23 protein-coding genes and 1 tRNA gene are annotated in these 23,084 nt (G+C 70.4%); 18 read left to right on the top strand and 6 right to left on the bottom strand.

Translation table 11 applies throughout. The annotated features are described in order from the left end of the window. The first annotated feature begins 7 nt into the window (after positions 1 to 7). Positions 8 to 1,465 carry an NAD-dependent succinate-semialdehyde dehydrogenase gene (locus ACODR5_RS02525; protein WP_488982629.1) on the top strand — a complete coding sequence of 486 codons (1,458 nt, stop codon included), beginning with the start codon at positions 8 to 10 and terminating at the stop codon, positions 1,463 to 1,465. Positions 1,466 to 1,501: 36 nt separating this feature from the next. Further along, positions 1,502 to 2,866, top strand: a complete 1,365-nt coding sequence (locus tag ACODR5_RS02530) for an aldehyde dehydrogenase family protein (RefSeq protein ID WP_488982630.1) — start codon at positions 1,502 to 1,504, stop codon at positions 2,864 to 2,866. Positions 2,867 to 2,952: 86 nt separating this feature from the next. On the opposite strand, the gene ACODR5_RS02535 is transcribed toward ACODR5_RS02530, so the two are convergent. Further along, positions 2,953 to 3,540, bottom strand: a complete 588-nt coding sequence (locus tag ACODR5_RS02535) for a helix-turn-helix domain-containing protein (protein WP_488982631.1) — start codon at positions 3,538 to 3,540, stop codon at positions 2,953 to 2,955. Positions 3,541 to 3,699: 159 nt separating this feature from the next. Here ACODR5_RS02535 and ACODR5_RS02540 point away from each other — a divergent pair, with 159 nt between their 5' ends. The 12 genes from ACODR5_RS02540 (at position 3,700) to rplA (ending at position 13,993) form a co-directional block, all read left to right on the top strand. Continuing rightward, a complete protein-coding gene (locus tag ACODR5_RS02540) occupies positions 3,700 to 4,611 on the top strand; it encodes an ABC transporter substrate-binding protein (protein WP_488982632.1) in 912 nt (303 codons plus the stop codon). 4 nt (positions 4,612 to 4,615) lie between these two features. Next, positions 4,616 to 5,566, top strand: coding sequence for an amino acid ABC transporter permease (locus ACODR5_RS02545; RefSeq protein WP_488982633.1), 951 nt, complete (start codon positions 4,616 to 4,618; stop codon positions 5,564 to 5,566). Next, entirely contained in the window at positions 5,563 to 6,336 is a 774-nt protein-coding gene (locus ACODR5_RS02550; RefSeq protein WP_488982634.1) for an amino acid ABC transporter ATP-binding protein, read from the top strand. The genes ACODR5_RS02545 and ACODR5_RS02550 overlap by 4 nt, the downstream gene beginning before the upstream one ends. 15 nt (positions 6,337 to 6,351) lie before the next feature. Continuing rightward, the gene (locus ACODR5_RS02555) at positions 6,352 to 7,929 is read left to right on the top strand and encodes a thiamine pyrophosphate-binding protein (protein WP_488982635.1); all 1,578 of its coding nucleotides are present in this window, start codon (positions 6,352 to 6,354) and stop codon (positions 7,927 to 7,929) included. Between the two features lie 44 nt (positions 7,930 to 7,973). Continuing rightward, the gene (locus ACODR5_RS02560) at positions 7,974 to 8,978 is read left to right on the top strand and encodes a dimethylarginine dimethylaminohydrolase family protein (RefSeq protein ID WP_488982636.1); all 1,005 of its coding nucleotides are present in this window, start codon (positions 7,974 to 7,976) and stop codon (positions 8,976 to 8,978) included. Further along, the gene (locus ACODR5_RS02565; RefSeq protein WP_488982637.1) at positions 8,975 to 10,210 is read left to right on the top strand and encodes a M20 family metallo-hydrolase; all 1,236 of its coding nucleotides are present in this window, start codon (positions 8,975 to 8,977) and stop codon (positions 10,208 to 10,210) included. Before ACODR5_RS02560 ends, ACODR5_RS02565 begins: the two co-directional genes overlap by 4 nt. A 13-nt stretch (positions 10,211 to 10,223) precedes the next feature. Further along, the gene (locus ACODR5_RS02570) at positions 10,224 to 11,141 is read left to right on the top strand and encodes a C-terminal binding protein (protein ID WP_488982638.1); all 918 of its coding nucleotides are present in this window, start codon (positions 10,224 to 10,226) and stop codon (positions 11,139 to 11,141) included. Between the two features lie 149 nt (positions 11,142 to 11,290). Further along, positions 11,291 to 11,363 (top strand) — tRNA-Trp (locus ACODR5_RS02575). Between the two features lie 35 nt (positions 11,364 to 11,398). After that, a complete protein-coding gene (gene secE, locus ACODR5_RS02580) occupies positions 11,399 to 11,656 on the top strand; it encodes a preprotein translocase subunit SecE (RefSeq protein ID WP_449854135.1) in 258 nt (85 codons plus the stop codon). A gap of 31 nt (positions 11,657 to 11,687) precedes the next feature. After that, complete coding sequence (gene nusG / locus ACODR5_RS02585; RefSeq protein WP_449854136.1) at positions 11,688 to 12,680, top strand: transcription termination/antitermination protein NusG; 993 nt, start codon at positions 11,688 to 11,690, stop codon at positions 12,678 to 12,680. A 174-nt stretch (positions 12,681 to 12,854) separates the two neighbouring features. After that, on the top strand, positions 12,855 to 13,286 hold the full coding sequence (gene rplK, locus ACODR5_RS02590) for a 50S ribosomal protein L11 (RefSeq protein WP_449854137.1): 432 nt from the start codon (positions 12,855 to 12,857) through the stop codon (positions 13,284 to 13,286). 14 nt (positions 13,287 to 13,300) lie between these two features. Next, on the top strand, positions 13,301 to 13,993 hold the full coding sequence (gene rplA, locus ACODR5_RS02595; protein ID WP_449854138.1) for a 50S ribosomal protein L1: 693 nt from the start codon (positions 13,301 to 13,303) through the stop codon (positions 13,991 to 13,993). A 409-nt stretch (positions 13,994 to 14,402) separates the two neighbouring features. Here rplA and ACODR5_RS02600 read toward each other — a convergent pair whose 3' ends face one another. Then, entirely contained in the window at positions 14,403 to 15,062 is a 660-nt protein-coding gene (locus ACODR5_RS02600) for a LysE/ArgO family amino acid transporter (protein WP_488982639.1), read from the bottom strand. A gap of 84 nt (positions 15,063 to 15,146) precedes the next feature. Here ACODR5_RS02600 and ACODR5_RS02605 point away from each other — a divergent pair, with 84 nt between their 5' ends. After that, a complete protein-coding gene (locus tag ACODR5_RS02605; RefSeq protein ID WP_488982640.1) occupies positions 15,147 to 16,016 on the top strand; it encodes a LysR family transcriptional regulator ArgP in 870 nt (289 codons plus the stop codon). Positions 16,017 to 16,030: 14 nt separating this feature from the next. Here ACODR5_RS02605 and ACODR5_RS02610 read toward each other — a convergent pair whose 3' ends face one another. The 4 genes from ACODR5_RS02610 to ACODR5_RS02625 form a co-directional block, all read right to left on the bottom strand. Further along, the gene (locus tag ACODR5_RS02610; protein ID WP_488982641.1) at positions 16,031 to 17,059 is read right to left on the bottom strand and encodes an NADP-dependent oxidoreductase; all 1,029 of its coding nucleotides are present in this window, start codon (positions 17,057 to 17,059) and stop codon (positions 16,031 to 16,033) included. Positions 17,060 to 17,177: 118 nt separating this feature from the next. Further along, a complete protein-coding gene (locus tag ACODR5_RS02615) occupies positions 17,178 to 17,672 on the bottom strand; it encodes a MarR family winged helix-turn-helix transcriptional regulator (RefSeq protein WP_488982642.1) in 495 nt (164 codons plus the stop codon). Further along, entirely contained in the window at positions 17,669 to 19,417 is a 1,749-nt protein-coding gene (locus ACODR5_RS02620) for an MDR family MFS transporter (protein WP_488982643.1), read from the bottom strand. Before ACODR5_RS02620 ends, ACODR5_RS02615 begins: the two co-directional genes overlap by 4 nt. Positions 19,418 to 19,631: 214 nt before the next feature. Then, positions 19,632 to 20,315, bottom strand: coding sequence for a YqaJ viral recombinase family protein (locus ACODR5_RS02625; RefSeq protein WP_488982644.1), 684 nt, complete (start codon positions 20,313 to 20,315; stop codon positions 19,632 to 19,634). A gap of 306 nt (positions 20,316 to 20,621) precedes the next feature. Here ACODR5_RS02625 and rplJ point away from each other — a divergent pair, with 306 nt between their 5' ends. The 3 genes from rplJ (at position 20,622) to ACODR5_RS02640 (ending at position 23,081) form a co-directional block, all read left to right on the top strand. Further along, positions 20,622 to 21,137 (top strand): 50S ribosomal protein L10, encoded by a 516-nt coding sequence (gene rplJ / locus ACODR5_RS02630; RefSeq protein ID WP_460816352.1) that lies wholly within the window; start codon positions 20,622 to 20,624, stop codon positions 21,135 to 21,137. Positions 21,138 to 21,187: 50 nt separating this feature from the next. Then, positions 21,188 to 21,577, top strand: a complete 390-nt coding sequence (gene rplL, locus ACODR5_RS02635; RefSeq protein ID WP_449855275.1) for a 50S ribosomal protein L7/L12 — start codon at positions 21,188 to 21,190, stop codon at positions 21,575 to 21,577. Positions 21,578 to 21,782: 205 nt separating this feature from the next. Then, positions 21,783 to 23,081, top strand: a complete 1,299-nt coding sequence (locus tag ACODR5_RS02640) for an ABC transporter substrate-binding protein (RefSeq protein WP_488982645.1) — start codon at positions 21,783 to 21,785, stop codon at positions 23,079 to 23,081. The last annotated feature ends 3 nt before the right edge of the window (positions 23,082 to 23,084 follow it).

Here is a 23,084-nt window from a genome sequence, read left to right on the forward strand (position 1 = left end):
CCGACACATGGACGAGAAGGCACTGCTCGCATCGATCCCCACGGGGCTCTTCATCGGCGGCTCGTGGACCGAGGCCACCGGCGGAGGGACGTTCGTGGTGCGCGACCCCGCCACGAACGCGGTCGTCGCCGAGATCGCGGACGCCACCGCCGCCGATGCGACTGCGGCGCTCGACGCCGCCGTGGCGGCCCAGGACGAGTGGGCGGCCACCGCGCCGCGCCGTCGCAGCGACATCCTCCGCCGGGCGTGGGAGCTCGTGCAGGAGCGCAAGGAGGACCTCGCGCTCCTCATGACCGTCGAGATGGGCAAGCCGTTCGCCGAGGCGCTCGGGGAGGTCGCCTACGGCGGCGAGTTCCTGCGCTGGTTCAGCGAGGAGGCGGTGCGCATCTCGGGTCGCTATGGCGCCAATCCCGAGGGCACGGGGCACATGATCGTGTCGCAGCACCCCGTGGGGCCGTGCTTCTTCATCACGCCGTGGAACTTCCCCTTCGCGATGGCGACCCGCAAGATCGCCCCCGCGCTCGCCGCTGGCTGCACGAGCGTGATCAAGCCCCCGCAGCTCACGCCGCTGACGACGATGTTCTTCGCGACGCTGCTCGAGGAGGCGGGGCTGCCGAAGGGCGTGCTGAACGTCGTGACCTCGTCGTCGTCCAGCAGCGTCTCGGAGCCGATCATCTCCGATCCCCGACTGCGGAAGCTGTCGTTCACCGGCTCGACCGGTGTCGGCAAGAAGCTGATCGCGCAGGCGGCGGACAACGTCCTGCGCGTGTCGATGGAGCTCGGGGGCAACGCGCCGTTCGTCGTGTTCGAGGACGCCGATCTCGACAAGGCGGTCGATGGCGCCATGGCCGCCAAGTTCCGCAACATCGGTCAGGCCTGCACCGCCGCCAACCGCATCATCGTGCACCGCGACATCGCGGACGCCTTCACGGCGAGGGTGGCCGATCGCGTCGCGGCGATGAAGGTCGGCCGGGGCACCGAGGAGGGCGTGCAGATCGGCCCGCTCATCGACGACGCGGCGGTCGCCAAGGCCGACGAGCTCGTGCAGGACGCCGTCGCGAAGGGCGCGACGCTGGTCCACGGCGGCCGCAGGATCGATGGTCCCGGGACGTTCTTCGAGCCCACGGTGCTCTCCGGTCTCACCGCCGACGCGAAGATCATGCGCGAGGAGATCTTCGGTCCGGTCTTCGCGGTGACGACGTTCGCCGACGAGGACGAGGCCGTCGCGCTCGCCAATGACACCGAGTACGGACTCGTCTCGTACGTCTTCACCGAGGACCTCGCCCGCGGGCACCGCATGATCGACCGGCTCCAGACCGGCATGATGGGCCTCAACGTGGGGGTGGTCTCGAACGCCGCGGCGCCGTTCGGCGGCGTCAAGCAGTCGGGCATGGGCCGCGAGGGCGGCCTCGAGGGCATCCACGAGTACCTCTCGACGAAGTACACCCTGCTGCCGAGCAGCTGACTCGACCCGCGCACGCACGCATCGAAGAGGAGAGCAATGACCACGTACGCCGTCGTCAACCCGGCCACGGGCGAGACCCTGGCTGAGTACCCCACGCTCACCGACGAGGAGGTCGAGGCCGTCCTGGAGCGGGCCGCCGCCGGCTTCGCCGCGTGGTCGGCCACGCCGGTCGCGGACCGCGCCGCGCTCGTCTCGCGCGCGGCCGAGCTGCTGCGCGAGCGGCAGCAGGAGCTCGGCGAGATCATCGTGCGCGAGATGGGCAAGCCGATCAGCGGCGCCGCGGGCGAGGCCGACTTCTCGGCCGACATCCTGCAGTTCTACGCCGACAACGCCGAGGTCATCACCGCGGATCGCCCGCTGGACATCCTCGGCGACGGCAGCGCCGTGATCCGGCCCACGCCGCTCGGCGCCCTGCTGGGGATCATGCCGTGGAACTTCCCGTACTACCAGGTGGCGCGGTTCGTGGGCCCGAACCTCATCAACGGCAACACGATCCTCCTCAAGCACGCCCCGCAGTGCCCCGAGTCGGCGGAGGCGCTGCAGGCGGTGTTCGACGACGCCGGGTTCCCCACGGGGGTCTACCAGAACGTGCGCCTGAGCAACGAGCAGGCGGCCGCGGTGATCGCGGACCCCCGGATCGCAGGGGTCTCGCTCACGGGCTCCGAGCGGGCCGGGGCCGCCGTGGCGTCCGTCGCGGGAGCGCACCTCAAGAAGGTGGCCCTGGAGCTCGGCGGGTCCGACCCGTTCATCGTGTTGAGCGCAGACGACCTCGACACGGTCGTCGCCGATGCCGTCGTGGCGCGCGTGGACAACTCCGGTCAGGCCTGCAACGCCGGCAAGCGCTTCATCATCGTCGACGAGCTGTACGACGCGTTCGCCGAGAAGTTCGTGGCGGCCATGGCGCAGCAGCAGCCGGGCGACCCCGCCGCCGACGAGAACCCGATGGTGGGCCCGCTGTCGTCCCTCGCGGCCGCCGAGCGCCTCGAGGCGCAGGTCTCCCGCGCGATCGAGCAGGGCGCGACCCCGCTGCTGCAGGGCGACCGCGACGGCGCGTGGTTCCCGCCGCACGTGCTCGCCGACGTCACACCGGAGATGGACGCCTACCGCGAGGAGCTGTTCGGCCCGGTGGCGGTGCTGTACCGCGTGGCGGACGAGGCGGAGGCCATCGCGCTCGCCAACGACACGCCCTTCGGTCTCGGCTCGTACGTGTACACGACCGATCCGGCGCAGGGGGAGCGGGTCGCCGACGCCATCCAGGCCGGCATGGTCTACGTCAACATCGTCGCGGCCGACAGCCCCGAGCTCCCGTTCGGCGGCGTGAAGCGATCGGGGACGAGCCGGGAGCTGGGCCTGCTCGCCGCGGACGAGTTCGTCAACAAGAAGCTGATCCGCATCGGCTGACGCGCGACACGCCGTGCGGGCGGACGGCCCGCGCAACATGGCTGTAACACTCAGAGGCAAAGCAAGTTGCCTGTGAGGCAACAGCTCTAGGCGGAGGATCCGCTCCACGGTGCCGGGGTCAGGATCCAGAGCACGGTGTGCGGTGCAGGTCCGGGGTTGTGCCAGGTGTGCGGATCGTGGCCGCGGAAGGTGAGCGAACCCCCGGCCACGAGGTGCTTTTCCTCGTCGGGGAAGCGCACGACGATCTCGCCGTCGAGAACATGGAGCGTCTCGACCTCGGTGTTGACGGTGTAGGGCTCGGCGCCGCCAGAGCCGCCCGGCTCGGCGCAGGACCAGAGGATCTGCACGCGCGACTCGCCGCGCGGGGTGATGAGGCGCTCGGTCACGCCCGAGCCGCCCATGTTGATGAAGGGTGCCTCATCGAGCGAGACGACCTGGCGCTCGGGTGCCGAGAACAGTGAGCCGACCTCGATCGACAGCACATCGCACAGGGCGATCAGCGTGGCGACGCTGGGGGACGCCTCATCGCGCTCGAGGCGGCTCAGGAACCCCTTCGTCACGCCCGCCGTATCGGCGACCTGGGCGATCGTCAGGCGCTGCAGCAGTCGGGCGTTGCGCAGCCGCGCCCCGACGCGGGGCGGCTGCTGCTTGGGGGCGGGGATGACCGGGCGCATGTCGCGATTCCTTGGGTGCATGGCGGAAAACCGGGGTGGAGAGCGTGCTCGGCCGACCGGGCCGCGCAGAAACCATCATGAAACAAATGTTTCTTACCGTTCAACCAGACCCGATCCCCGGCGATTCCGCTCCACCCGCACCGCACCTGGAGGTTCCCGATGAGCACCATCCCCCGACGCCGCGCCGCCCTGGCCTTCGGCGCCATCGCCCTCTCGAGCCTGGCGCTCACCGCCTGCGCCGGAGGGGCGGACGGGCCGGCCGCGAACGGCGACAATGAGGCGGCCGCGGAGGCCGACGAGGCGCTGCACGCGATGCTGCCCCAGGCGGTGCAGGAATCCGGCACCGTCTCCGTCGGCACCGAGGCCTACTACCCGCCGTATGAGTTCATCGACGACGACGGTCAGACGATCGTCGGCCTCGACCTCGACCTCCTCGACGCCGTCACGGCGCGCCTCGGCATCGAGTACGAGCTCGACAACGTCGCCTTCGACACGCTGCTGCCCTCGCTCGACTCGGGGCGCTATGACCTCGTTGTCGCGGGCATCACCGACACCGCGGCCCGGCAGGCCAACTACGACTTCGTCAACTACTTCGCGGCCGACCAGGCGATCATCGTCGCCGCGGGCAACGAGGCCGACATCGGGGCGATGAGCGACCTCTGCGGCCTGACGGTCTCGGTGCTCGTCGACTCGACGCAGCAGACGCTCCTCGAGGAGCAGAGCGCGCAGTGCGCGGGAGACCCCATCGACGTGCTCACGCAGCAGACCGACACCGAGGCCCTCACCCAGGTGCAGACGGGTCGCGCCGATGCGCTCCTCACGCAGGAGGCCGTGGGCGTGTACAACGCCACGCAGATGGGCGGCGGCTCGGTGTTCGAGGTCGCCAACGAGGAGTCGATCGCGCCGATCCCGCTCGGCTACGTGTTCGCCAAGGGCGAGGACGAGCTGCGCGACGCGTTCCAGGCGGGGCTCCAGTCGCTCGTCGACGACGGCACGTACGAGGAGATCCTCGCCGAGTGGGGTCTGGAGAACGCGGCCCTCGACGAGATCACCATCAACGCTGGTCAGTGATCTCATGAGCTGTGCCCCCAGCGGCTCGACCGCCCGCCGGGTCGTCCCGGTCCGGCACTACGGCCAGTGGTTCGGTGTCGCCGTGCTGGCACTGCTGGGTTGCGCGGTGGTGTGGCAGATCGCCGAGAACAGCGTGATCCGGTGGGAGCTCGTGTTCTCGCGCGTCGGCGCCGCCGCGATCCTCGAGGGCGCGTACGTCACCCTCCTCCTCACCGTGGCGAGCATGGCGCTCGGTGTTGCCCTCGGCATGGTGATCGCCGTGATGCGTGTGTCGAGCAACCCCGTGCTGGTCACCGTCGCGTGGCTGTTCGTCTGGGTGTTTCGCGGCACGCCGCTGCTCGTGCAGATCCTGGTGTGGTTCAACCTGGCGCTGTTCATCCCTTCTGTCGGGGTGGGCGACTTCGTGTTCGAGCTCAACACCATCTCGCCGTTCACGGCGGCGCTCATCGCGCTCACGCTGAACGAGGCCGCGTACATGTCGGAGATCGTGCGCGGCGGCCTGATCTCGGTCGACCGGGGCCAGCACGAGGCGGCGGGCGCGCTCGGCATGACCACCGGGCTCACGCTGCGGCGCATCATCCTGCCGCAGGCGATGCGCTCGATCCTGCCGCCCACGGGCAATGAACTCGTCACGCTGCTCAAGGAGACATCGCTCGTCTCGGTGATCGGCGCCGGCGACCTCCTCTACCGTGCGCGACAGATCGGCGCCGCCGACTTCAGCCTCATGGAGATGCTGCTCGTCGCGAGCGTCTGGTACCTCGCCCTGACGACGGTGGCCAGCGTGCTGCAGGCCTGGCTGGAGCGTCGATTCGACAAGGACGCGCCGGATCGCGAGGGCTGGATGTCACGGATGCTCGCCTTCCGGCGCACCCCGAGGAACGAACCACCGCTCGTCACCGGCGTCATCGAGATGCAGGGTACGGGCGCGGCCGCGCAGAAGGGAGAGGACTCGTGACCACCGCAGAACCGCTCGTCACCGTCTCGCACGTCGGCAAGTCCTTCGGCCACGTTGAGGTGCTGCGTGACGTCAGCCTTGAGGTCGGCGCCGGCGAGGTCGTCGGCATTCTTGGCCCCTCGGGCTCGGGCAAGTCCACCTTGCTGCGCTGCATCAACCACCTCGAGGAGGTCGACGCGGGCGAGATCCGGCTCGAGGGCGTGCTCGTGGGATACCGCGAACACCGCGGGCGCCTCTACGAGCTGCGGCCGAAGGAGGTGGCCTACCGGCGCCGCGACCTCGGCATGGTCTTCCAGCGTTTCAACCTCTTCGGTCACATGACGGCACTCGAGAACGTCATGGAGGCGCCGCTGCGCGTGCTCCGCCGGCCCGCCGCCGAGGTCAGGGCCGAGGCCCTCGCCCTCCTCGAGCGCGTCGGGCTCGGGCACCGTGCCGATGTCTATCCGTCGCAGCTCTCGGGCGGGCAGCAGCAGCGGGTCGCGATCGCCCGTGCCCTCGCGATGAAGCCCAAGGTGATGCTCTTCGACGAGCCCACCAGCGCGCTCGACCCCGAGCTCGTCGGCGAGGTGCTGCAGGTGATGCGCCAGCTCGCCGCCGAGGGGATGACCATGATCGTCGTCACACACGAGATCGGCTTCGCCCGCGAGGTCTGCGACCGCGTGGTGTTCATGGCCGACGGAGTGGTCGTCGAGCAGGGCCCGCCCTCGCAGGTGATCGACGATCCGCAGCACCAGCGCACGCGCACGTTCCTGCAGCGCGTGTCCGGTTGAACCAGGAGTGACCACATGAGACTCGGCGAGGCGATCGCCCAGCAGCTCGCGCTGCGCGGCGTGACCGACGTGTTCGGGATCCCCGGCGTCCACACCATCGAGATGTACCGCGGCCTCCCCGCGGCGGGCATCGCGAGCCACCCCGCGCGCCACGAGCAGGGGGTGGGGTTCATGGCCGACGGCTACGCGCGCCAGACGGGGCGTCCCGGTGTGGCCCTTCTCGTCACCGGCCCGGGCCTGCTCAACGCACTCACGCCGCTGGCCCAGGCCTGGCACGACTCCGTGCCGCTGCTCTACCTCGCCGCCGACACGGCGACCGGCGATCTCGGGCGCGGACGCGGGCCGCTCCACGACGTGCTCGACCAGGTGCTCGTGGCGCGCGGGGTGACCGAGCACGCGTGGCGGCTGACGGACGCCGACGACCTGCCCGCGCTCCTCGACGACGCGTGGGCGGTGATGACCGCCGCCCGGCCGCGCCCCGTCGTGCTGTCGGTGCCGATTGACCTGCTCGCGGCCGAGGCCGCCGATTCCCTCGCGCACGTGGCGCCCGCGGCGGCGACCGTGACCGGGGCAGCGGATGAGCGCGAGGTGACGCGCGCCGTCGAGGTGATCGAGGCTGCCTCCACCACCGTGATCATCGCTGGGGGAGGATCCCGCGGCGCGACCGCCCAGATCCGCGCGCTTGCCGAGGCACTCGACGCGCCGGTGGTGACGACGGGCAACGGCGCGGGAGCGATCCCGCCCGGCCATCCGCTCGACGTCGGGCCGCGCCTGCCGTTCGCCGGTGCGCACGAGCTGGTGCGCACGGCCGAGGCGGTCATCGCCGTCGGGACGGAGTTCAGCGACGCCGACATCATCTACAGCGGTCGCCGCGTGGAAGTCGGCGGCGCACTTGTGCGCATCGACGCCGACCCCGCGAACCTGCAGGTCCCGATGCGCGCCGATGCCGCGATCCGTGCCGATGCCGCCGTCGCGCTCGACGAGCTGCTGCGCCGGCTCCCGGCCCGCACGGCCCGCGGCGGTGCCGACCGTGCCTGCGACGCCCGTGGCGCCACGGACTGGACGGATCAGTCGCTCGCCCATCTGCCGTGGGTCGAGGCCATCGAGCGGGCGGCGCCGCGCGACACCGTGTTCGCGCTCGACTCGACCCAGCTCGCCTACACGCTGCACCAGGCGCTCACGCCGAGCGACCCCACCGCCAGGCTCGCGCCGTATGGGCTCGGAACCCTCGGCCCCGCGCTGCCGATGGCCGTCGGTGCCGCGATCGCCGAGCCGGCTCGCCCCGTGCTCGTCATCATGGGCGATGGGGGAGGGCTCTTCACGCTCCCGGAGCTCGCGACGGCCGTGGATCTCGGACGCCAGTTCGCCGTGGTGGTGTGGGACAACGCCGGCTACGCGGAGATCCGGGACTCCTTTGACCGCGCCGATGCCGAGCGCATCGACATCGACGTCTCCGCGCGCGACTACGCGCAGATCGCGCGGGGCTTCGGCGCCACCGCCGCGCACGCAGACTCTCCCGCCGAGCTCGAGCGGCTGCTCGGCGAGGCCATGACCGGCGACGGCACCACGGTGATCGTCGCGCGCGGATTCTGAGCCGGGCGACGGCGCCACGATCCGTGGATGCAGAAAGGACGACAGTGACCGAAGGACTCGACTCCACCATGGAGGTCTCCGATGGGATGTTCCACCGCCTTATGGGGCCCGAGGGTGCGCCGGGGTTCCTCGAGCACGGCGAGCTCGAGGGCACGTGGGGGCGCCGCTGGGGCGCCGCCGACGAGGTCGCGCCGCTGCGGTCCGTGCTGATGCGCCGCCCCGCGGCCTGCCTCGGGCAGCTCAGCGCGGAGATGTACGACCCGTCGGTGGATGCTCTCGTCGAGCCGACCGGGCGGGGCTACTGGACCGGATCGGCCGCCCCCGACATGGACCGCGTATACGCCGAGCACGAGGGCTTCGCCCAGTTGCTGCGCGACAACGGCGTCGAGGTCTTCTTCGCCCCCGAGCTGAACGACTTCCCGAAGGCCGTGTACACACGCGATCCGCTCGTCACGATCCCCGGCGGTGCCATCGTCACCCGCACGGCCGCCCGCATGCGGCGCGGTGAGGAGCAGACGATCACCCAGGCGGTCGCGGCCGCGGGGATGCCGATCCTCGGCACGATCACGGGCGAGGGCATCGTTGAGGGCGGCACCTTCGTCAAGGTCCGGCGGGATCAGGCCTTCCTCGGCACTTCCGTGCGCACGACGCCCGAGGGTTATCGCCAGCTGAAGGCGCTTCTCGACATTCACGGCATCGAGCTGCACCGGGTGTCGCTGCCCGGCTACCTCATCCACCTCGACATGTGCTCGTCGATGATCGACGACGACCTCGCGCTCGTGAACCCGCGGCTCGCCCCATACGACTACACGAGCGCGCTGGAGGGCATGGGCGTCGAGCTCGTCGACGTGCACCCCAGCGAGGAGTGGGCCAGCAACCTGCTCGTGCTCGACCGCCGCAAGGTCGTCATGCCCGAGCACCTGCCCCGCACGGCGGAGCGACTGGCGGCGAAGGGCGTCGAGGTGCTCACGACGCCGTACCGCGAGATTCTCAAGAACGGCGGCGGGCTTCACTGCTCCACGATGGAACTGCAGAGGGACTGGGCATGAGCGCCGCCGACTTCCTGACCGACTTCGCCCGGATGAGCACCTTCGGCGCAACCCCGGGCGGCGGTGTCGATCGCCAGGCGGCGACGACCGACGACGGTGCGATCCGTGTGTGGTTCCGTGATCTGCTCGTCGGGCACGGCTTCGACGTGCGCGTCGACGCGATCGGCAACCTGTTCGGGCTCTTCGAGTTCACGCCGGGAGCGCCCTACGCCCTCTTCGGCTCGCACCTCGACAGTCAGCCGCTCGCCGGCCGTTACGACGGGGCGTATGGCGTGCTCGCGGCCCTCCACGCCGCCGTCCGCACCATCGACACGCATCGCGCTGCGGGCACCGTGCCGCGCTACAACATCGCGGTCGTCGACTGGTTCAACGAGGAGGGTTGCCGGTTCAAGCCCAGCATGATGGGCTCGGGCGTCTACACGGGCAAGCTCGGGCTCGACGTGGCGCTCGCCACGGCCGATCCGCGTGGCGTCACGGTGCGCGACGCGCTCGCCGCCATCGAGGTGGGAGCAGGAGAAGACCAGCTCCCCGCCGTCGCGGCGTACGGCGAGATCCACATCGAGCAGGGGCCGTCGATGGCCGAGCAGGGCGTCACGATCGGCGCGGTGGCCGCGACCTGGTGTGCCTACAAGTACGAGGTCGTCGTCCACGGCGAACAGGGGCACACGGGGTCGATGCGCATGGCCGACCGCCGCGATGCGCTGCTCGGCGCCGCGCATCTCATCGCCGAGGTGAACGGGCTCATCGAGCACTTCCCGGCCGAGACCCTGCACACCACCGTGAGCGAGCTCTACGTCGAGCCGAACTCGCCCGTCACGATCGCGCGCGAGGTGAGGATGCTCATCGATCTCCGCGCCGAGACCACAGAGGAGCTCGAGGAGGCGTTCGCGATCCTGCGCACACGCATCGCCGATGTCGAGAAGCGGGCGAGGGTCAAAGTCGAGATCCTTTCGAGCTCGGTCTGGCGCTCGGGCCCCTTCGTCGAGGCGGGGGTGGCGTTCGTCGAGCGCGCGGCCGAGGACCTCCAGCTCACGCATGCCCGGGTCAAGACCCTGGCAGGCCACGACGCCACCAACGTGAAGGATCTCGTGCCCACGGTGCTGATGTTCGTGCCGAGCGTCGACGGGGTCTCGCACAACGAGCGCGAGTTCACCGAGGACGCTGACATGCTCGCCGGCGTCGATGTCTTCACGCGCGTGGTGGCCGGGATCGCCGACGGGGCGCTCGACTGACATGCGCCCCCGCGTGATCATCACCGACTTCACCGACCTCTCGATCGAGCCCGCGCTGCGGATCCTCACCGACCACGGGTTCGAGGTCGATGTGCTCGACTGGGCGCGCACGTCGGAGACGCCCGAGGCCGCGCGGCGTGCCGTCGCGGGGATCGTCGGGTACGCGCACCTCGACGAGCGCTTCTTCGACACCTTCCCCGACCTCCGGTTCCTCGCGACGAGCTCGACGGGGACCGACATGATCGACGGCGAGGTCACGGCGGCGCGAGGCGTCGAGGTGAGGCCCCTGCGCGGCGCCTCGACCGAGGAGGTGGCCACTCACGCACTGGCCCTGATGCTCGCCGTGGAACGCCGCCTGCCCGAGGCACAGCGCGTCGTGGCGAGCGGTGGGTGGGCCGGCGAGTTCACTCCCGTGCCGCGGCGACTGAGCGAGCTGACGCTGGGCATCTGTGGCATGGGCCAGATCGGCGCGCGTTTTGCCGAGCTGGCCCGCCCCCTGGTCGGGCGGATCATCGGCTACGACCCCCTCGCGGCACGGCCCGAGGCGGTGGCCGAAGCGGTGGGCTTCGACGAGCTCCTGGCGCGCAGCGACGTGCTCTCACTGCATCTACCGCTGCTCCCCGAGACGCGGGGACTGATCGGCGCCGCACAGCTGGCGGCGCTCCCCGCCGGGGCGACGCTCGTCAACGTGTCGCGGGGCGAGCTCGTCGACCTCGCTGCGCTCGTCGCTGCGCTCGACGTCGGCGCGCTCGGTGGCGCCGGGCTCGACGTGCTCGACGCCGAACCGCCGACGCTCGGGCACCCGCTCCGTCGGCATGAGCGGGCGATCGTCACGCCCCACATGGGTTTCCTCTCCCGGTCCTCGCTCGAGACCTATGAGCGAGAGCCGGCGGAGGCCATCGTGCGGTGGTGGCGCCAGCGCGGCGCCTGAGGCGTGTGGGGATCGGTGCGACGCGCCCGGGCATCGGCGCTCGATTCGAGCGCGATCCCCGCATGCCGTACACTTGTCGAAGCAGTTGTCTGCATTCTTTCGGCATGCCCGGAGGGGTCTGGACGACACCCGAGGATCGCGGATCCTCTAGGGCGGTAGCTCAATTGGCAGAGCAGCGGTCTCCAAAACCGCAGGTTGCAGGTTCGATTCCTGTCCGCCCTGCGCGTCAGCGTCAGCTGGCTCACGAAAGGTAGCGAATGGCCAAGGACGTTTCGGGCGACATCGTCGCGGCGAACGGCGCGACCGAGAAGAAGCCCGGCTTCTTCGGGCGGATCCTGATCTTCTTCCGCCAGGTCATCGCCGAGCTGCGCAAGGTCGTCACGCCGACCCGCTCTGAACTGCTGAAGTTCACGGCCGTCGTGCTCGGCTTCGTCGTGGTCGTGATGGGCCTTGTGTACGGGCTCGACATCGTGTTCTCGTGGGTCGCGACCGTCGTGTTCGGCGTGCCGAGCTGATCCCGACGCACGAACGGAAGAGAAGAACCACGTGCCTGAGAACCACTTCGACGACGTCGACCTCGCGACCGCCGCAGAGCAGTCGAGCGAGGACGACGAGGCGCAGGACGGCAACGTCCTCGCGTCCGAGGAGCGCGCCAACGAGGCGGCCGAGCGCGGTGCCATGCACATCGACGGCGACCTGGGCGACGCGGACGAAGACATCGACATCGACGACCCGGAGGCGGACGCGATCGTGAACGACGCACTGAACATCGACGAGACGGCCGAGGCGGAGGCCGCCGCGGAGGTGCTGTCCGACGACGCCGCCGAGAACGGCGTGGACACCACCGCGGAGAACGACGAGCAGCCGGCGGAGAGCACCGACGAGGGCGCGGCCGAGGCGGCCGACGGCGACGACCCCTACGCCGAGTTCCGGGCCGAGCTGCGGTCCCTCGAGGGCAAGTGGTACGTCATCCACTCCTACGCGGGCTTCGAGCGCAAGGTGAAGGCCAACATCGAGCAGCGCAAGTCGACGCTCGAGGTCGAGGACGACATCTACCAGGTCGAGGTCCCGATGGAGGACGTCGTCGAGATCAAGAACGGCCAGCGCAAGATGGTCACGCGCGTGCGCATCCCCGGCTACGTGCTGGTGCGCATGGAGCTCAACGAGGACACCTGGTCGGTCGTGCGGCACACGCCCGGCGTGACCGGCTTCGTCGGCAACGCGCACAACCCCACGCCGCTGCGCTTCGAAGAGGCGTTCAACATGCTCAAGCCGCTCGCCGAGATCAAGGAGGCCGAGAAGGTCGCCGCCTCGGGCAAGTCGGCCGCCAAGACCGGCGCCGCGCCGCGCGTCATCCCCGCCGAGGTCGACTTCGAGGTGGGCGAGACCATCACGATCAAGGAGGGCTCGTTCGCGGGCCTGCCCGGCACGATCAGCGAGATCAACGCCGCGAGCGGCAAGCTCACGGTCCTCGTCTCGCTCTTCGAGCGCGAGACGCCGGTCGAGCTGTCGTTCGACCAGGTCTCCAAGATGATCTGATCCCACGGGATCCCCACGAGAGCCGCTCCCTTCCGGGGGCGGCTCTCGTGCATTCCTGCTAGGATTGTCTGGTTTGCGCCCTGTCTGCGCGAACGATCACCACCGCTTCCGGGATGGGTCCCGGATGCGGGAGAGCGGATGCATCCGGCATCCACTCGACGAAAGGAATGTGCAATGGCACCGAAGAAGAAGGTCTCGGGGCTCATCAAGCTCCAGATCCAGGCCGGCCAGGCCAACCCGGCGCCGCCGATCGGACCCGCCCTGGGTCAGCACGGCGTCAACATCATGGAGTTCTGCAAGGCGTACAACGCGGCGACCGAGTCGCAGCGCGGCAACGTCATCCCCGTGGAGATCACCGTCTACGAGGACCGCAGCTTCACGTTCGTCCTGAAGACCCCGCCGGCCGCTGAGCTGATCAAGAAGGCCGCGGGCGTCAAGAGCGGCTCGGCCACGCCCCACACGGTGAAGGTCGCCAAGCTCACGAAGGCGCAGGTCGAGGAGATCGCCAAGACCAAGCAGCCCGACCTGAACGCGAACGACCTCGAGGCTGCCTCGAAGATCATCGCCGGCACCGCCCGCTCCATGGGCATCACGGTCGAGGACTGAGGGGGATCACGACAATGGCTACCAAGTCCAAGGCTTACATCGCCGCCGCCGAGAAGATCGAGGCCGGCAAGTACTACACGCCCGCCGAGGCCGTAGCGCTCGCGCGCGAGACCGGCTCGAAGAAGTTCGACGCCACCGTCGAGGTCGCGCTGAAGCTCTCGGTCGACCCCCGCAAGGCCGACCAGATGGTGCGCGGCACCGTCATGCTCCCGCACGGCACGGGCAAGACCGCCCGCGTCATCGTGTTCGCGAACGGTGCGGCCGCCGAGGCCGCCATCGCCGCGGGCGCCGATGAGGTCGGCGGCGCCGAGCTCATCGAGAAGGTCGCCGCCGGCTGGACCGACTTCGACGCCGCCGTGGCGGTGCCGGAGCTCATGGGCCAGGTCGGGCGCCTGGGCAAGGTGCTGGGCCCCCGCGGCCTCATGCCGAACCCCAAGACGGGCACCGTCACCCCGAACCCGGCCAAGGCCGTCGAGGAGATCAAGGGCGGAAAGATCGAGTTCCGCGTCGACAAGCACGCCAACATCCACTTCATCGTGGGCAAGGCGTCGTTCGCGCCGGAGCAGCTCGAGGCCAACATCACGGCCGCGCTGGACGAGATCGTCCGCCTGAAGCCGTCGAGCGCCAAGGGCCAGTACATCCAGAAGGGCTCGGTGTCGACCACGTTCGGCCCCGGCATCCCGCTGGACGTCAAGGCGATCGCGTAACACAGCAAGCAGAACGGGCCCCGTCTTCGGACGGGGCCCGTTCTGTTTTCTTTTCAGAAGCGTCTGCGCGCGCTCGGGCACCCGCAAAGCGGGCTGTTTCTTTTCTTGAATCTGGCGCTTCGCGCCGCGGGGGGGGCGCCACCGCTCGCGCTTCGCGCTCGCACAGTGACCGGTGGGAGCGCCATCGGCTGCACCTCATCGGTTGAACCCATCGGTTGAACCCATCGGTTGGACCCCGTCGGTTGCTGAACGGAGCGCCGTAGGCGCGGAGATGAAGCGACCACAGCAACCGTTGTGGACTTGCTGGGGTCGCTTCATCTTCGTTCGCTTCGCTCACTTCGTTCAGCAACCGTGGGGGCTCACCGATCGGTTGCGCCCATCGGCTGCTGGAACGGAGCGGCGAGGCGCGTCAGCCGAGGGCGAGGCGGATCGCGAGGACCAGCATCACGACGGCGATGATCGTGTCGAGGATGCGCCATGCGCGGGGCGTGCGCAGGTAGCGGCCCAGCAGCGTCGCGGCGACCGCGAGCGCGGTGAACCAGATGACCGAGCCGGTGATGGCGCCCGCCGTGAACGTCCAGCGCTCGTCGCCGAACGTGTTGGCGATCGAGCCGAGCATGGCGGTGTCGAGCCACAGGTGCGGGTTGAGCCACGTCATCGCGGCGCACGTGAGCAGCGCCGCCGCGAGCGTGCCCGTGCGCGGACGCGTGAGCACCGCCGTGCCGCCCGTTCCCGTCGCGCTCTGCGGCGCGGGCGCGTCCGGCGCGGCCACGAGCACCTCGCCGGTCGGGCGCCATGCGCGCCGGGCCGCCATGAGGCCGTAGCAGGCGAGGAACACGACGCCCGCCCAGCGCGCCGCCTCGAGCACCCACGGCGCGTGCGAGGCCACGTAGCCGACGGCGCCGGTGGCGGCGCCGATCAGGACGAGGTCGCTGACGATGCAGAACAGCGTGACGGCCACGATGTGCTCGCGCTTGGCGGCCTGGCGCAGCAGGAAGGCGTTCTGCGCGCCGACAGCGACGATGAGGGAGAGTCCGATGCCGAGACCGGAGAGGAAAGCGGAGAGCACGCTCCCACGGTAGGCCGCGCGCGATACGAAGGCCAGTTCACGATCCTTCACCACATGAAGCACGGCTTCATGTAGCGTCGGGTCATGCGGATCGCCCCCGAGCTCGCCGAGACCGTCGCCGCCGTCGTGGACGCGGGAAGCCTCGAGTACGCCGCCATCGACCTCGGCATCTCGCCCTCGGCGGTGAGCCAGCGCCTGCGCGCCCTCGAGTCCGAGCTCGGCCGCGTGCTGGTCGTGCGCTCGCGCCCCGTGCGGGCCACCCCGGCCGGGGAGGCCGTCGTGCGGCTGGCCCGGCAGTACGCGATCCTGCAGCACGACGCGGCGCGCGAGCTCGGTCTGGAGGGCGCCCGCGTGCGGCTCCCGCTCGCGGTCAACGCCGATTCGCTCGCCACGTGGATCCTCGATCCGCTTGCCCGCTTCGCCGCCGATCGGCCCGTCGATCTCGAGCTGCTGCGCGACGACCAGGACGCGACGGCGGGGATGCTCGCCTCCGGGGCGGTGATCGGCGCGGTGACGTCGCAGGACGAGCCCGTCGCGGGCTGCACCGTGGTGCCGCTGGGCGCGATGCGGTACTTCGCGTGCGCGACGCCCGACTACATCGCGCGGTGGCTGCCCGACGGCGCCACGCCCGATGCGCTCGCCCGGGCGCCCGTGCTGGAGTTCGACCGCCGCGACGAGCTGCAGGGTCGGTGGCTCGCGGCCAGGGGCGTGGACCACACGCGCACGCCGCGGCACTTCATCCCCGGATCGCAGGACTTCGTGAGCGCCGTGGCGGCGGGCATGGGCTGGGGCCTCGTGCCCGAGCAGATGGCGCCGCCGGGCCTCGTGCGCATCCGCGAGGAGGAGGCGGTCGTGCCGCTGCACTGGCAGCGCCGCCACCTGCGCTCGCCGCTGCTGGAGGCGCTCGACGAGGTGCTCGTGGCGGCCGCGGCCGACGCGCTCGCGGGCCACTAGGGGGCCGGCGCCGCTCAGCCCTCGGCGACCTGCAGCACGACCTTGCCGCGGGTGTGGCCCTCCTCGAGGCGGCGATGCGCGGCGGCGATATCGGCGAGCGGGAACACCTCGTCCACGTACGCCTGCACCGATCCCGACTCCAGCAGGCGCGCGATCGTGCCGAGCGCGACCCCGTCGGGCACGACCTTGAACGACGTGGCGCGCACGCCGGCCGCGGCGGCCTCCTCGGCGTATCCGGGCCAGGATCCGGTCGGCACCGAGGCGAGCAGGCCGCCGGGTCGCAGCACGGACAGCGAGCGCGATCCCGTGCGCGCCGAGACATTGCCCACGAGGTCGATCACCACGTCGACGGTGCCGACGACCTCCTCGAACCGGGTGCTCGTGTAGTCGACGACGACCGCGGCGCCGAGCTCGCGCAGCCACGAGGTGTTGCGCGACGACGCGGTCGCCGTCACGTGGGCGCCGAAGTACGACGCGAACTGCACGGCGAAGTGCCCCACGCCGCCCGCCGCCGCGTGGATGAGGATGCGCTGACCCTCGTGCGCGTGGGCGACCTCGACCACGAGCTGCCACGCCGTCAGCGCCGCGAGGGGCACACCGGCCGCCTCGGCGTGCGACAGCGACGCGGGCTTGTGCGCCACCGCCGTCGACGGCGCCACGACGTACTCCGCGTGGCTGCCGCCGGTGCGGGGCACGGCCGCCATCCCGAACACCGGCGTGCCGGGCGCCAGCGGATGGGCCTCGTAGGGCGACTTCACGACCACGCCCGAGAAGTCGAAGCCGGGCACGGCGGGCCACGAGGCGATGCCTCCGGAGACGCCCCGCCCCGCCCGCGTCTTCACGTCGATGGGGTTCAGCCCGGCGGCCACGACCCGCACGAGCACCTCGTTCATGATGGGCGCGGGCGTGGGCACGCGGTCGAGGCGCAGCACGTCGGCGCCTCCCGGAGCGTCGAACACCGCGGCGCGCATCGTGTCGGGCGTCTCGGGCACGGGCTCGCTGGCGAGCGCCGTGCTGCTGGAACGCAGCGGCCGGAATCTCATGGGTCGCACCCCCTCCTGCGTGCTCGGCGCGTCCTCGCACCGGTGCGAACAGTCAACCCGATGCGTGAGTCGCCGGTGTTTCGGCGAGGAAACAGCATCCGCGTGTCGCGGCGCCGGATCAGTCCTCGGCCGGCCCGCCCGGCGCGCCCTGCACGAGGCTGTGCAGCAGGTCGGCCAGGCGCTCCACGTCGTGCACGGGCCACGCCCGCAGCTCGCGGAACAGGCCGTCCCGCGGTCCCCGGACCTCCTCGAGGCGGGCCTTGGCGGCGGGCGTCGCCTCGAGGAGCTGAGCGCGGCGGTCGGTGGGGTCGGGTGAGCGCACGACGAGCTCGCGCTCCTCGAGCATGGCGATGAGCCGGCTGAGCTGGCCCTTGTCGAGCATCATCCGCTCGGCCAGCTCCGACGCCTTCACCGGGCCGTGGCGCACGATCGTCGTGAAGACCTTGTAGGCCCCCGGCAGCAGACCGGGGGAGAGCAGCTCGGCGTTGCGCGTGATGATGCGCCGGAAGCGCTGCGCGATCTCCGAGAACTCGCTCTCGACGCGGCGGATCGCGTCGTCGCGGGCGGCGTCGTCCGGCTCGTCCGCCCGCGCCCCGCCCGCGCCCCCGCTCATCGCCGCTCGCCCTCCGCCGATCCGCGTCCCTCGCCGTCCCGGTCCTCGGCGGGCAGCGGGATCGCGCCCGTCGCCGCCAGCGACACCTGACTCACGCTGGCCAGCATGGGGTGTTCGTCCTCGGCCGTCAAATCGCGCTCGCCGTTCGCCGGCTGCTCGCCGCCGGCGGCCTCGCGGGCCGCCTTCTCGGCGCGCAGGCGCTCGACGGTGGTCTGCCGCGTGAGCGGCTTGTTGGGCAGGAAGCAGATCGCGATGAGGCTCAGCAGCGCGATCGGGATCGCCACGACGAACGCGTGTGAGATCGCCTGGGCCGAGACGTCCTCGATGATCGTCGCGATGCCCTCCGGCAGCGTGCGGGTGGCGGGCAGCGCGCCCGAGGCGAGCTCCTCGGCGATCGACACGCCCTCCGGGCCGAGCTTCTGCACCTCCGCGGCCACGTCGGCCGCGCGATCCGTGAGCTGCTGCGTCATGCTGGCGGCGAGCACCGAGCCCATCACGGCCGTGCCGACCGTGCCGCCCACCGAGCGGAAGAAGTTCACGCCGGAGCTGGCGACGCCCATCTTCTTCGGGTCGGTCGTGTTCTGCACGACGAGCACGAGGTTCTGCATCGTCATGCCCGTGCCGGCGCCCACGAGGAACATGAACACGCCGACCAGCCACAGCGGGGTGTCGTAGCGCAGCGTCGACATGAGCGACGAGCCGATCGTGAGCAGCACGGCGCCGACAACGAGGAAGCTCTTCCACTTGCCGAAGCGCGTGACGAGGTTGCCGACGACGGTGGAGGAGCCGAGCATGCCGATCGCCATGGGCAGCGTGAGCAGACCGGCCTGGGTGGGTCCGAAGCCGCGCGAGATCTGCATGTACTGGCCGAGGTAGACGCTCATGCCGAACATCGAGACGCCGATGGCGATCGACGCGAGCACCGACAGCGTGAACGTCGGGTTGCGGAACAGATCCATCGGGATGAGCGGCTCGGCGACGCGGCACTCCACGACGACGAAGAGGATCGCGGCGACGACCCCGATCGAGACCATCGTGTAGGTCTGCCAGCTGTTCCATCCGTAGTCGGAGACGTTCGTGATCCACACGAGCAGGAAGCCGGCGGCCACGCTCAGCAGCATGATGCCGAGGTAGTCGATCCGCACCTTCTGCGCCTCGCGCGGCTCGACGCGCAGCGTCTTGGTGATCACGATGAACGCGAGGATGCCGAGGGGCACGCCCACGAAGAAGTTCCACTGCCAGCCCACGGTGTCGGTCAGCAGGCCGCCCAGCAGCGGTCCGCCGACGATGCCGACGGCCATGACGCTGGCGAACAGGCCCATGTAGCGGCCGCGCTCGCGCGGGCTGATGATGTCGGCCATCAGGATCTGGCTGAGCGCCTGCATGCCGCCGCCGCCGATGCCCTGCAGGGCGCGGAACGCGATGAGCATCTCGGCGTTCGGCGTGAAGCCGGCGCCGACGCTCGAGACCACGAAGATCGTCAGCGCGATGAGCATGAGGGTCTTGCGGTTGACGAGGTCGGAGAGCTTGCCCCAGATGGGCGTCGAGATCGCGGTCGTGAGCATCGTCATGGTGACGACCCACGTGTACTGGGTCTGGGTGCCGCCCAGATCGGGGATGATCACGGGCATCGACGTGCCGACGACGGTCATCGTCATCATCGAGCAGAACATCGCCAGGAGCAGGCCGGAGAGGGCCTCGAGCACCTGACGATGCGACATGCGGGTGGCAGCGGGCGCGGTCATGCGGGCCTTTCACGAGATCGGATGGGGCACGACCTCGTCGTCGCGCAGAAGTTGCTGAACGTCAACCATACCCAAATGGTTGCACTACGTCAACTAATCCCATATCCGCAAGTCTGTGTCGAATCCGCGCGTCCGAACGTGCGGACTTCGCACAGACTTGCGGACACGGCTCGCGGTGGTGGGCGCCGGCGGGTGGGAGGCGCGGGAGGACGCGTCAGTCGGCGAGGGCGAGGGCGCGGTAGGCCGAGCGGGAGGCGGCGCGGTGCAGGGCCTCCTCGCGCGGGGTGAGCGCGCGGCGGCGGGGCACCTCGTTGCCGGTGGTGCGGCGGTAGAGCTCGTCGATGAGCGCGGTGGCCAGGCGCACCAGCCGATCGATCTCCGCATCGTCCCGATCGATCCACACGCACTTGGGCTCGTCGTGCAGGGGGGCGAAGTCGCGGTGCTCCTCCCAGGCGAACAGCGTGCGCTCGGCGCCCAGCACGTGCTGCTGCCACCAGACCTGGCGCAGGTAGGTGCGCGGGATCGTGCGCCACGACTTGTTCGTCGTCTTGATCTCGGCGAGCGTGATCCGGCCGGCGGCGTCCTGCGCCAGTCCGTCGGGCGTGGCCAGGTGGCGCTTCTCGAGCTCGGCGTGGAAGAGCGCGCTCGAGGGCTGGATGCCGTGCGTCGCGGCCACCCAGGCCGCGATCTCGGGCTCGCGGCGCCGGCCGTGATCGGTGTACGCGTTGCCGCCGAAGCGCGACCCCATGCCGAGCTTGGCGTCGGCCGCCCGCTGGATCGCGCCGTCCCCCGTCAGCTGCGCCACGTCGGTCGCGGTGATGCCCGCGGCCCTCGCGCGCAGCCAGCCGACCCGGTCGCGGGAGTCCGCGACGATCCGGGCCTGCAGTTCGGGAGACATCCCCTCGACCCTAACCCCGCCCGCCGACGCCTCCCGTCCGACGCGCGCGCCCGGCCCGGTTTGGCGGTGCCGCAGCGATGGCGTAGCATGGACGGAGCCGAAGACCGCCGGTCATCGTCGTGTGCGCAAGCGCACGAGGATCGAAGCACTGCTCAGCAGGGGCCCGCGCAGGTGTCACGAACGATTCTCCTGATTCCAGGATTCACGCTCCGTGCGCTTGCGCCGGAGCGTTTTGTTTTGCCGTGTGGTGGGAAACGGTCGGCGCCCCGCCTCCGCGGAGCGCCTCGTACACATCAAGGAGTGGCCATGGCGCAGAAGGAAGCATCGGTCGCCGAGCTCACGAAGAACTTCGAGGACTCGACCGCCGTACTGCTCACCGAGTACCGCGGCCTGACGGTTGCCGAGCTCAAGGAGCTCCGCAACAGCATTCGTCAGGACGCGGAATACGCCGTGGTGAAGAACACGCTGACCAAGATCGCCGCGAACAACGCGGGGATCACGGCGCTGGACGACGAGCTCAAGGGCCCGTCGGCCATCGCCTTCGTGCACGGCGACCCCGTCGCCGTCGCCAAGGGTCTGCGTGCCTTCGCCAAGGCACACCCTCTTCTCGTGATCAAGGGCGGCTACTTCGATGGCGCCGCCCTGAGCGCCGAGGAGGTCAGCAAGCTGGCCGACCTCGAGAGCCGTGAAGTCCTGCTGGCCAAGGTCGCCGGCATGATGAAGGCCTCGATGTCGAAGGCTGCCGCCCTCTTCCAGGCGCCGCTGTCGAAGACCGTCCGCACGGTCGAGGCGCTGCGTGAGAAGCAGGAGACCGCCGCGTAACACGCGGTGAGTGATCGACCACCAAACCCCCAACACACAGGAGATACATCATGGCGAAGCTCAGCACCGAGGAGCTGCTCGACGCGTTCAAGGAGCTCACCCTCATCGAGCTCAGCGAGTTCGTGAAGGCCTTCGAGGAGACCTTCGACGTCACGGCTGCGGCCCCGGTCGCGGTTGCCGCCGCGGGCGCCCCCGCCGCGGGCGGCGACGCCCCGGCCGCCGAGGAGAAGGACGAGTTCGACGTCATCCTCGAGGCCGCCGGCGACAAGAAGATCCAGGTCATCAAGGCCGTCCGCGAGCTCACCTCGCTCGGCCTCGGCGAGGCCAAGGCGCTCGTCGACGGTGCGCCGAAGCCCGTTCTCGAGGGCGCCAACAAGGAGGCCGCCGAGGCCGCCAAGGCGAAGCTCGAGGAGGCCGGCGCCACGGTGGGTCTCAAGTAAGACCCCTCGCGTCGCGAGACACCTCACGAAGGCCCCGGGAGCGATCCCGGGGCCTTCGTCGTTCCCGCCGCCCGCGCGCCCTGTCGCAGATCACGGTTCTGTCAAGGCGTTGAAGCCCGAGCCGCGGCCCCAGTAGGGTGACGGCATCGTCCGCTCGCGGAGTCGCGTGGCGGAGACCGAGAACGCCGAAGTCTCAGGGAGCGTCATGAGTGCGAACCGGAACCGCAGGGTCATCTTCGTCGCAGCGGCGGGGGCCGTCGGGCTCACGCTGACGGGTTGCGCGGGAGGCGACGGGGGCGGAGGCGGAGGCGAGTTCTCCGGCGAGGAGCTCAACGTCGTCGCCGCGTGGTCGGGCGCCGAGCAGGAGAACTTCGAGGCGGTGCTCGACGAGTTCGAGTCGCAGACCGGCGCCACCGTGAACTACACGAGCTTCGGCGACAACGGCCCCACCTACATCCAGGGTCAGCTCGAGGGCGGCACGCCGCCGAGCGTCGCGGTGATCGGGCAGCCCGCGCTCATGCAGGAGCTCGCCACGAACGGCGACATCGTGCCGCTCAGCGACGACGCGCTCGCGGCGGTCGAGGAGAACTACTCGCAGGACTGGATCGACCTCGCCACGGTCGACGGCTCCACGTACGGCGTCTGGTTCAAGGCCGCGAACAAGTCGACGGTCTGGTACAACGCCGACATCTACGACGAGGCCGGCGCCGCCGAGCCGGAGGACTGGGACGACTGGCTCGAGCAGCTGCAGATCGTGACCGACGCGGGCTACGCGGGCATCTCGATCGGCGCCGATGTGGGATGGCCGCTCACCGACTGGTTCGAGAACGCCTACCTGCGCGTCGCGGGCGGCGAGAAGTACGACCAGCTCACCAACCACGAGATCCCGTGGACGGATCCGTCGGTGGCCGAGACGCTCGAGGTGCTCGCCGAGCTGTGGGGCAGCGACGTCGTGCAGCCCGGCGGCGACCAGCGCGACTTCCCGACGAGCGTGACCGAGGTGTTCGGCGCGAGCCCGAACGCCGGCACGGTGTTCGAGGGCGACTTCGTCGCCGGCAACATCGCCGCCGACGGCAACTCGGTGGTGGGCGAGAACGCGCTGTTCTACGACTTCCCGGCCATCAACGGATCGGAGCCCTCGGTGGTCGGCGGCGGTGACGTCGCGGTCGCGTTCAGCGACGACCCCGCCGTGGACGCGCTCATGCAGTTCCTCGCCAGCCCGGAGGCGGCGGAGATCTGGGTGCCCAACGGGGGCCTCACCTCGCCGAACCAGAACGTGGACACGTCGCTGTACCCGGACGAGGTCTCGCAGCAGATCGCCGAGTCGCTCACGGAGGCCGAGACGTTCCGCTTCGACATGTCCGACCTCACGCCGAGCGCGTTCGGCGGCACGCAGGGGCAGGGCTTCTGGCAGGAGATGATCGCGTTCTACCAGGACCCGACCGACGTCCAGGGCACCATGGAGCGTCTCGAGGCGGCGGCCGCTTCGGCCTACGAGGGCTGAGTG

This window comes from Microbacterium sp. FG3 (assembly GCF_057809335.1).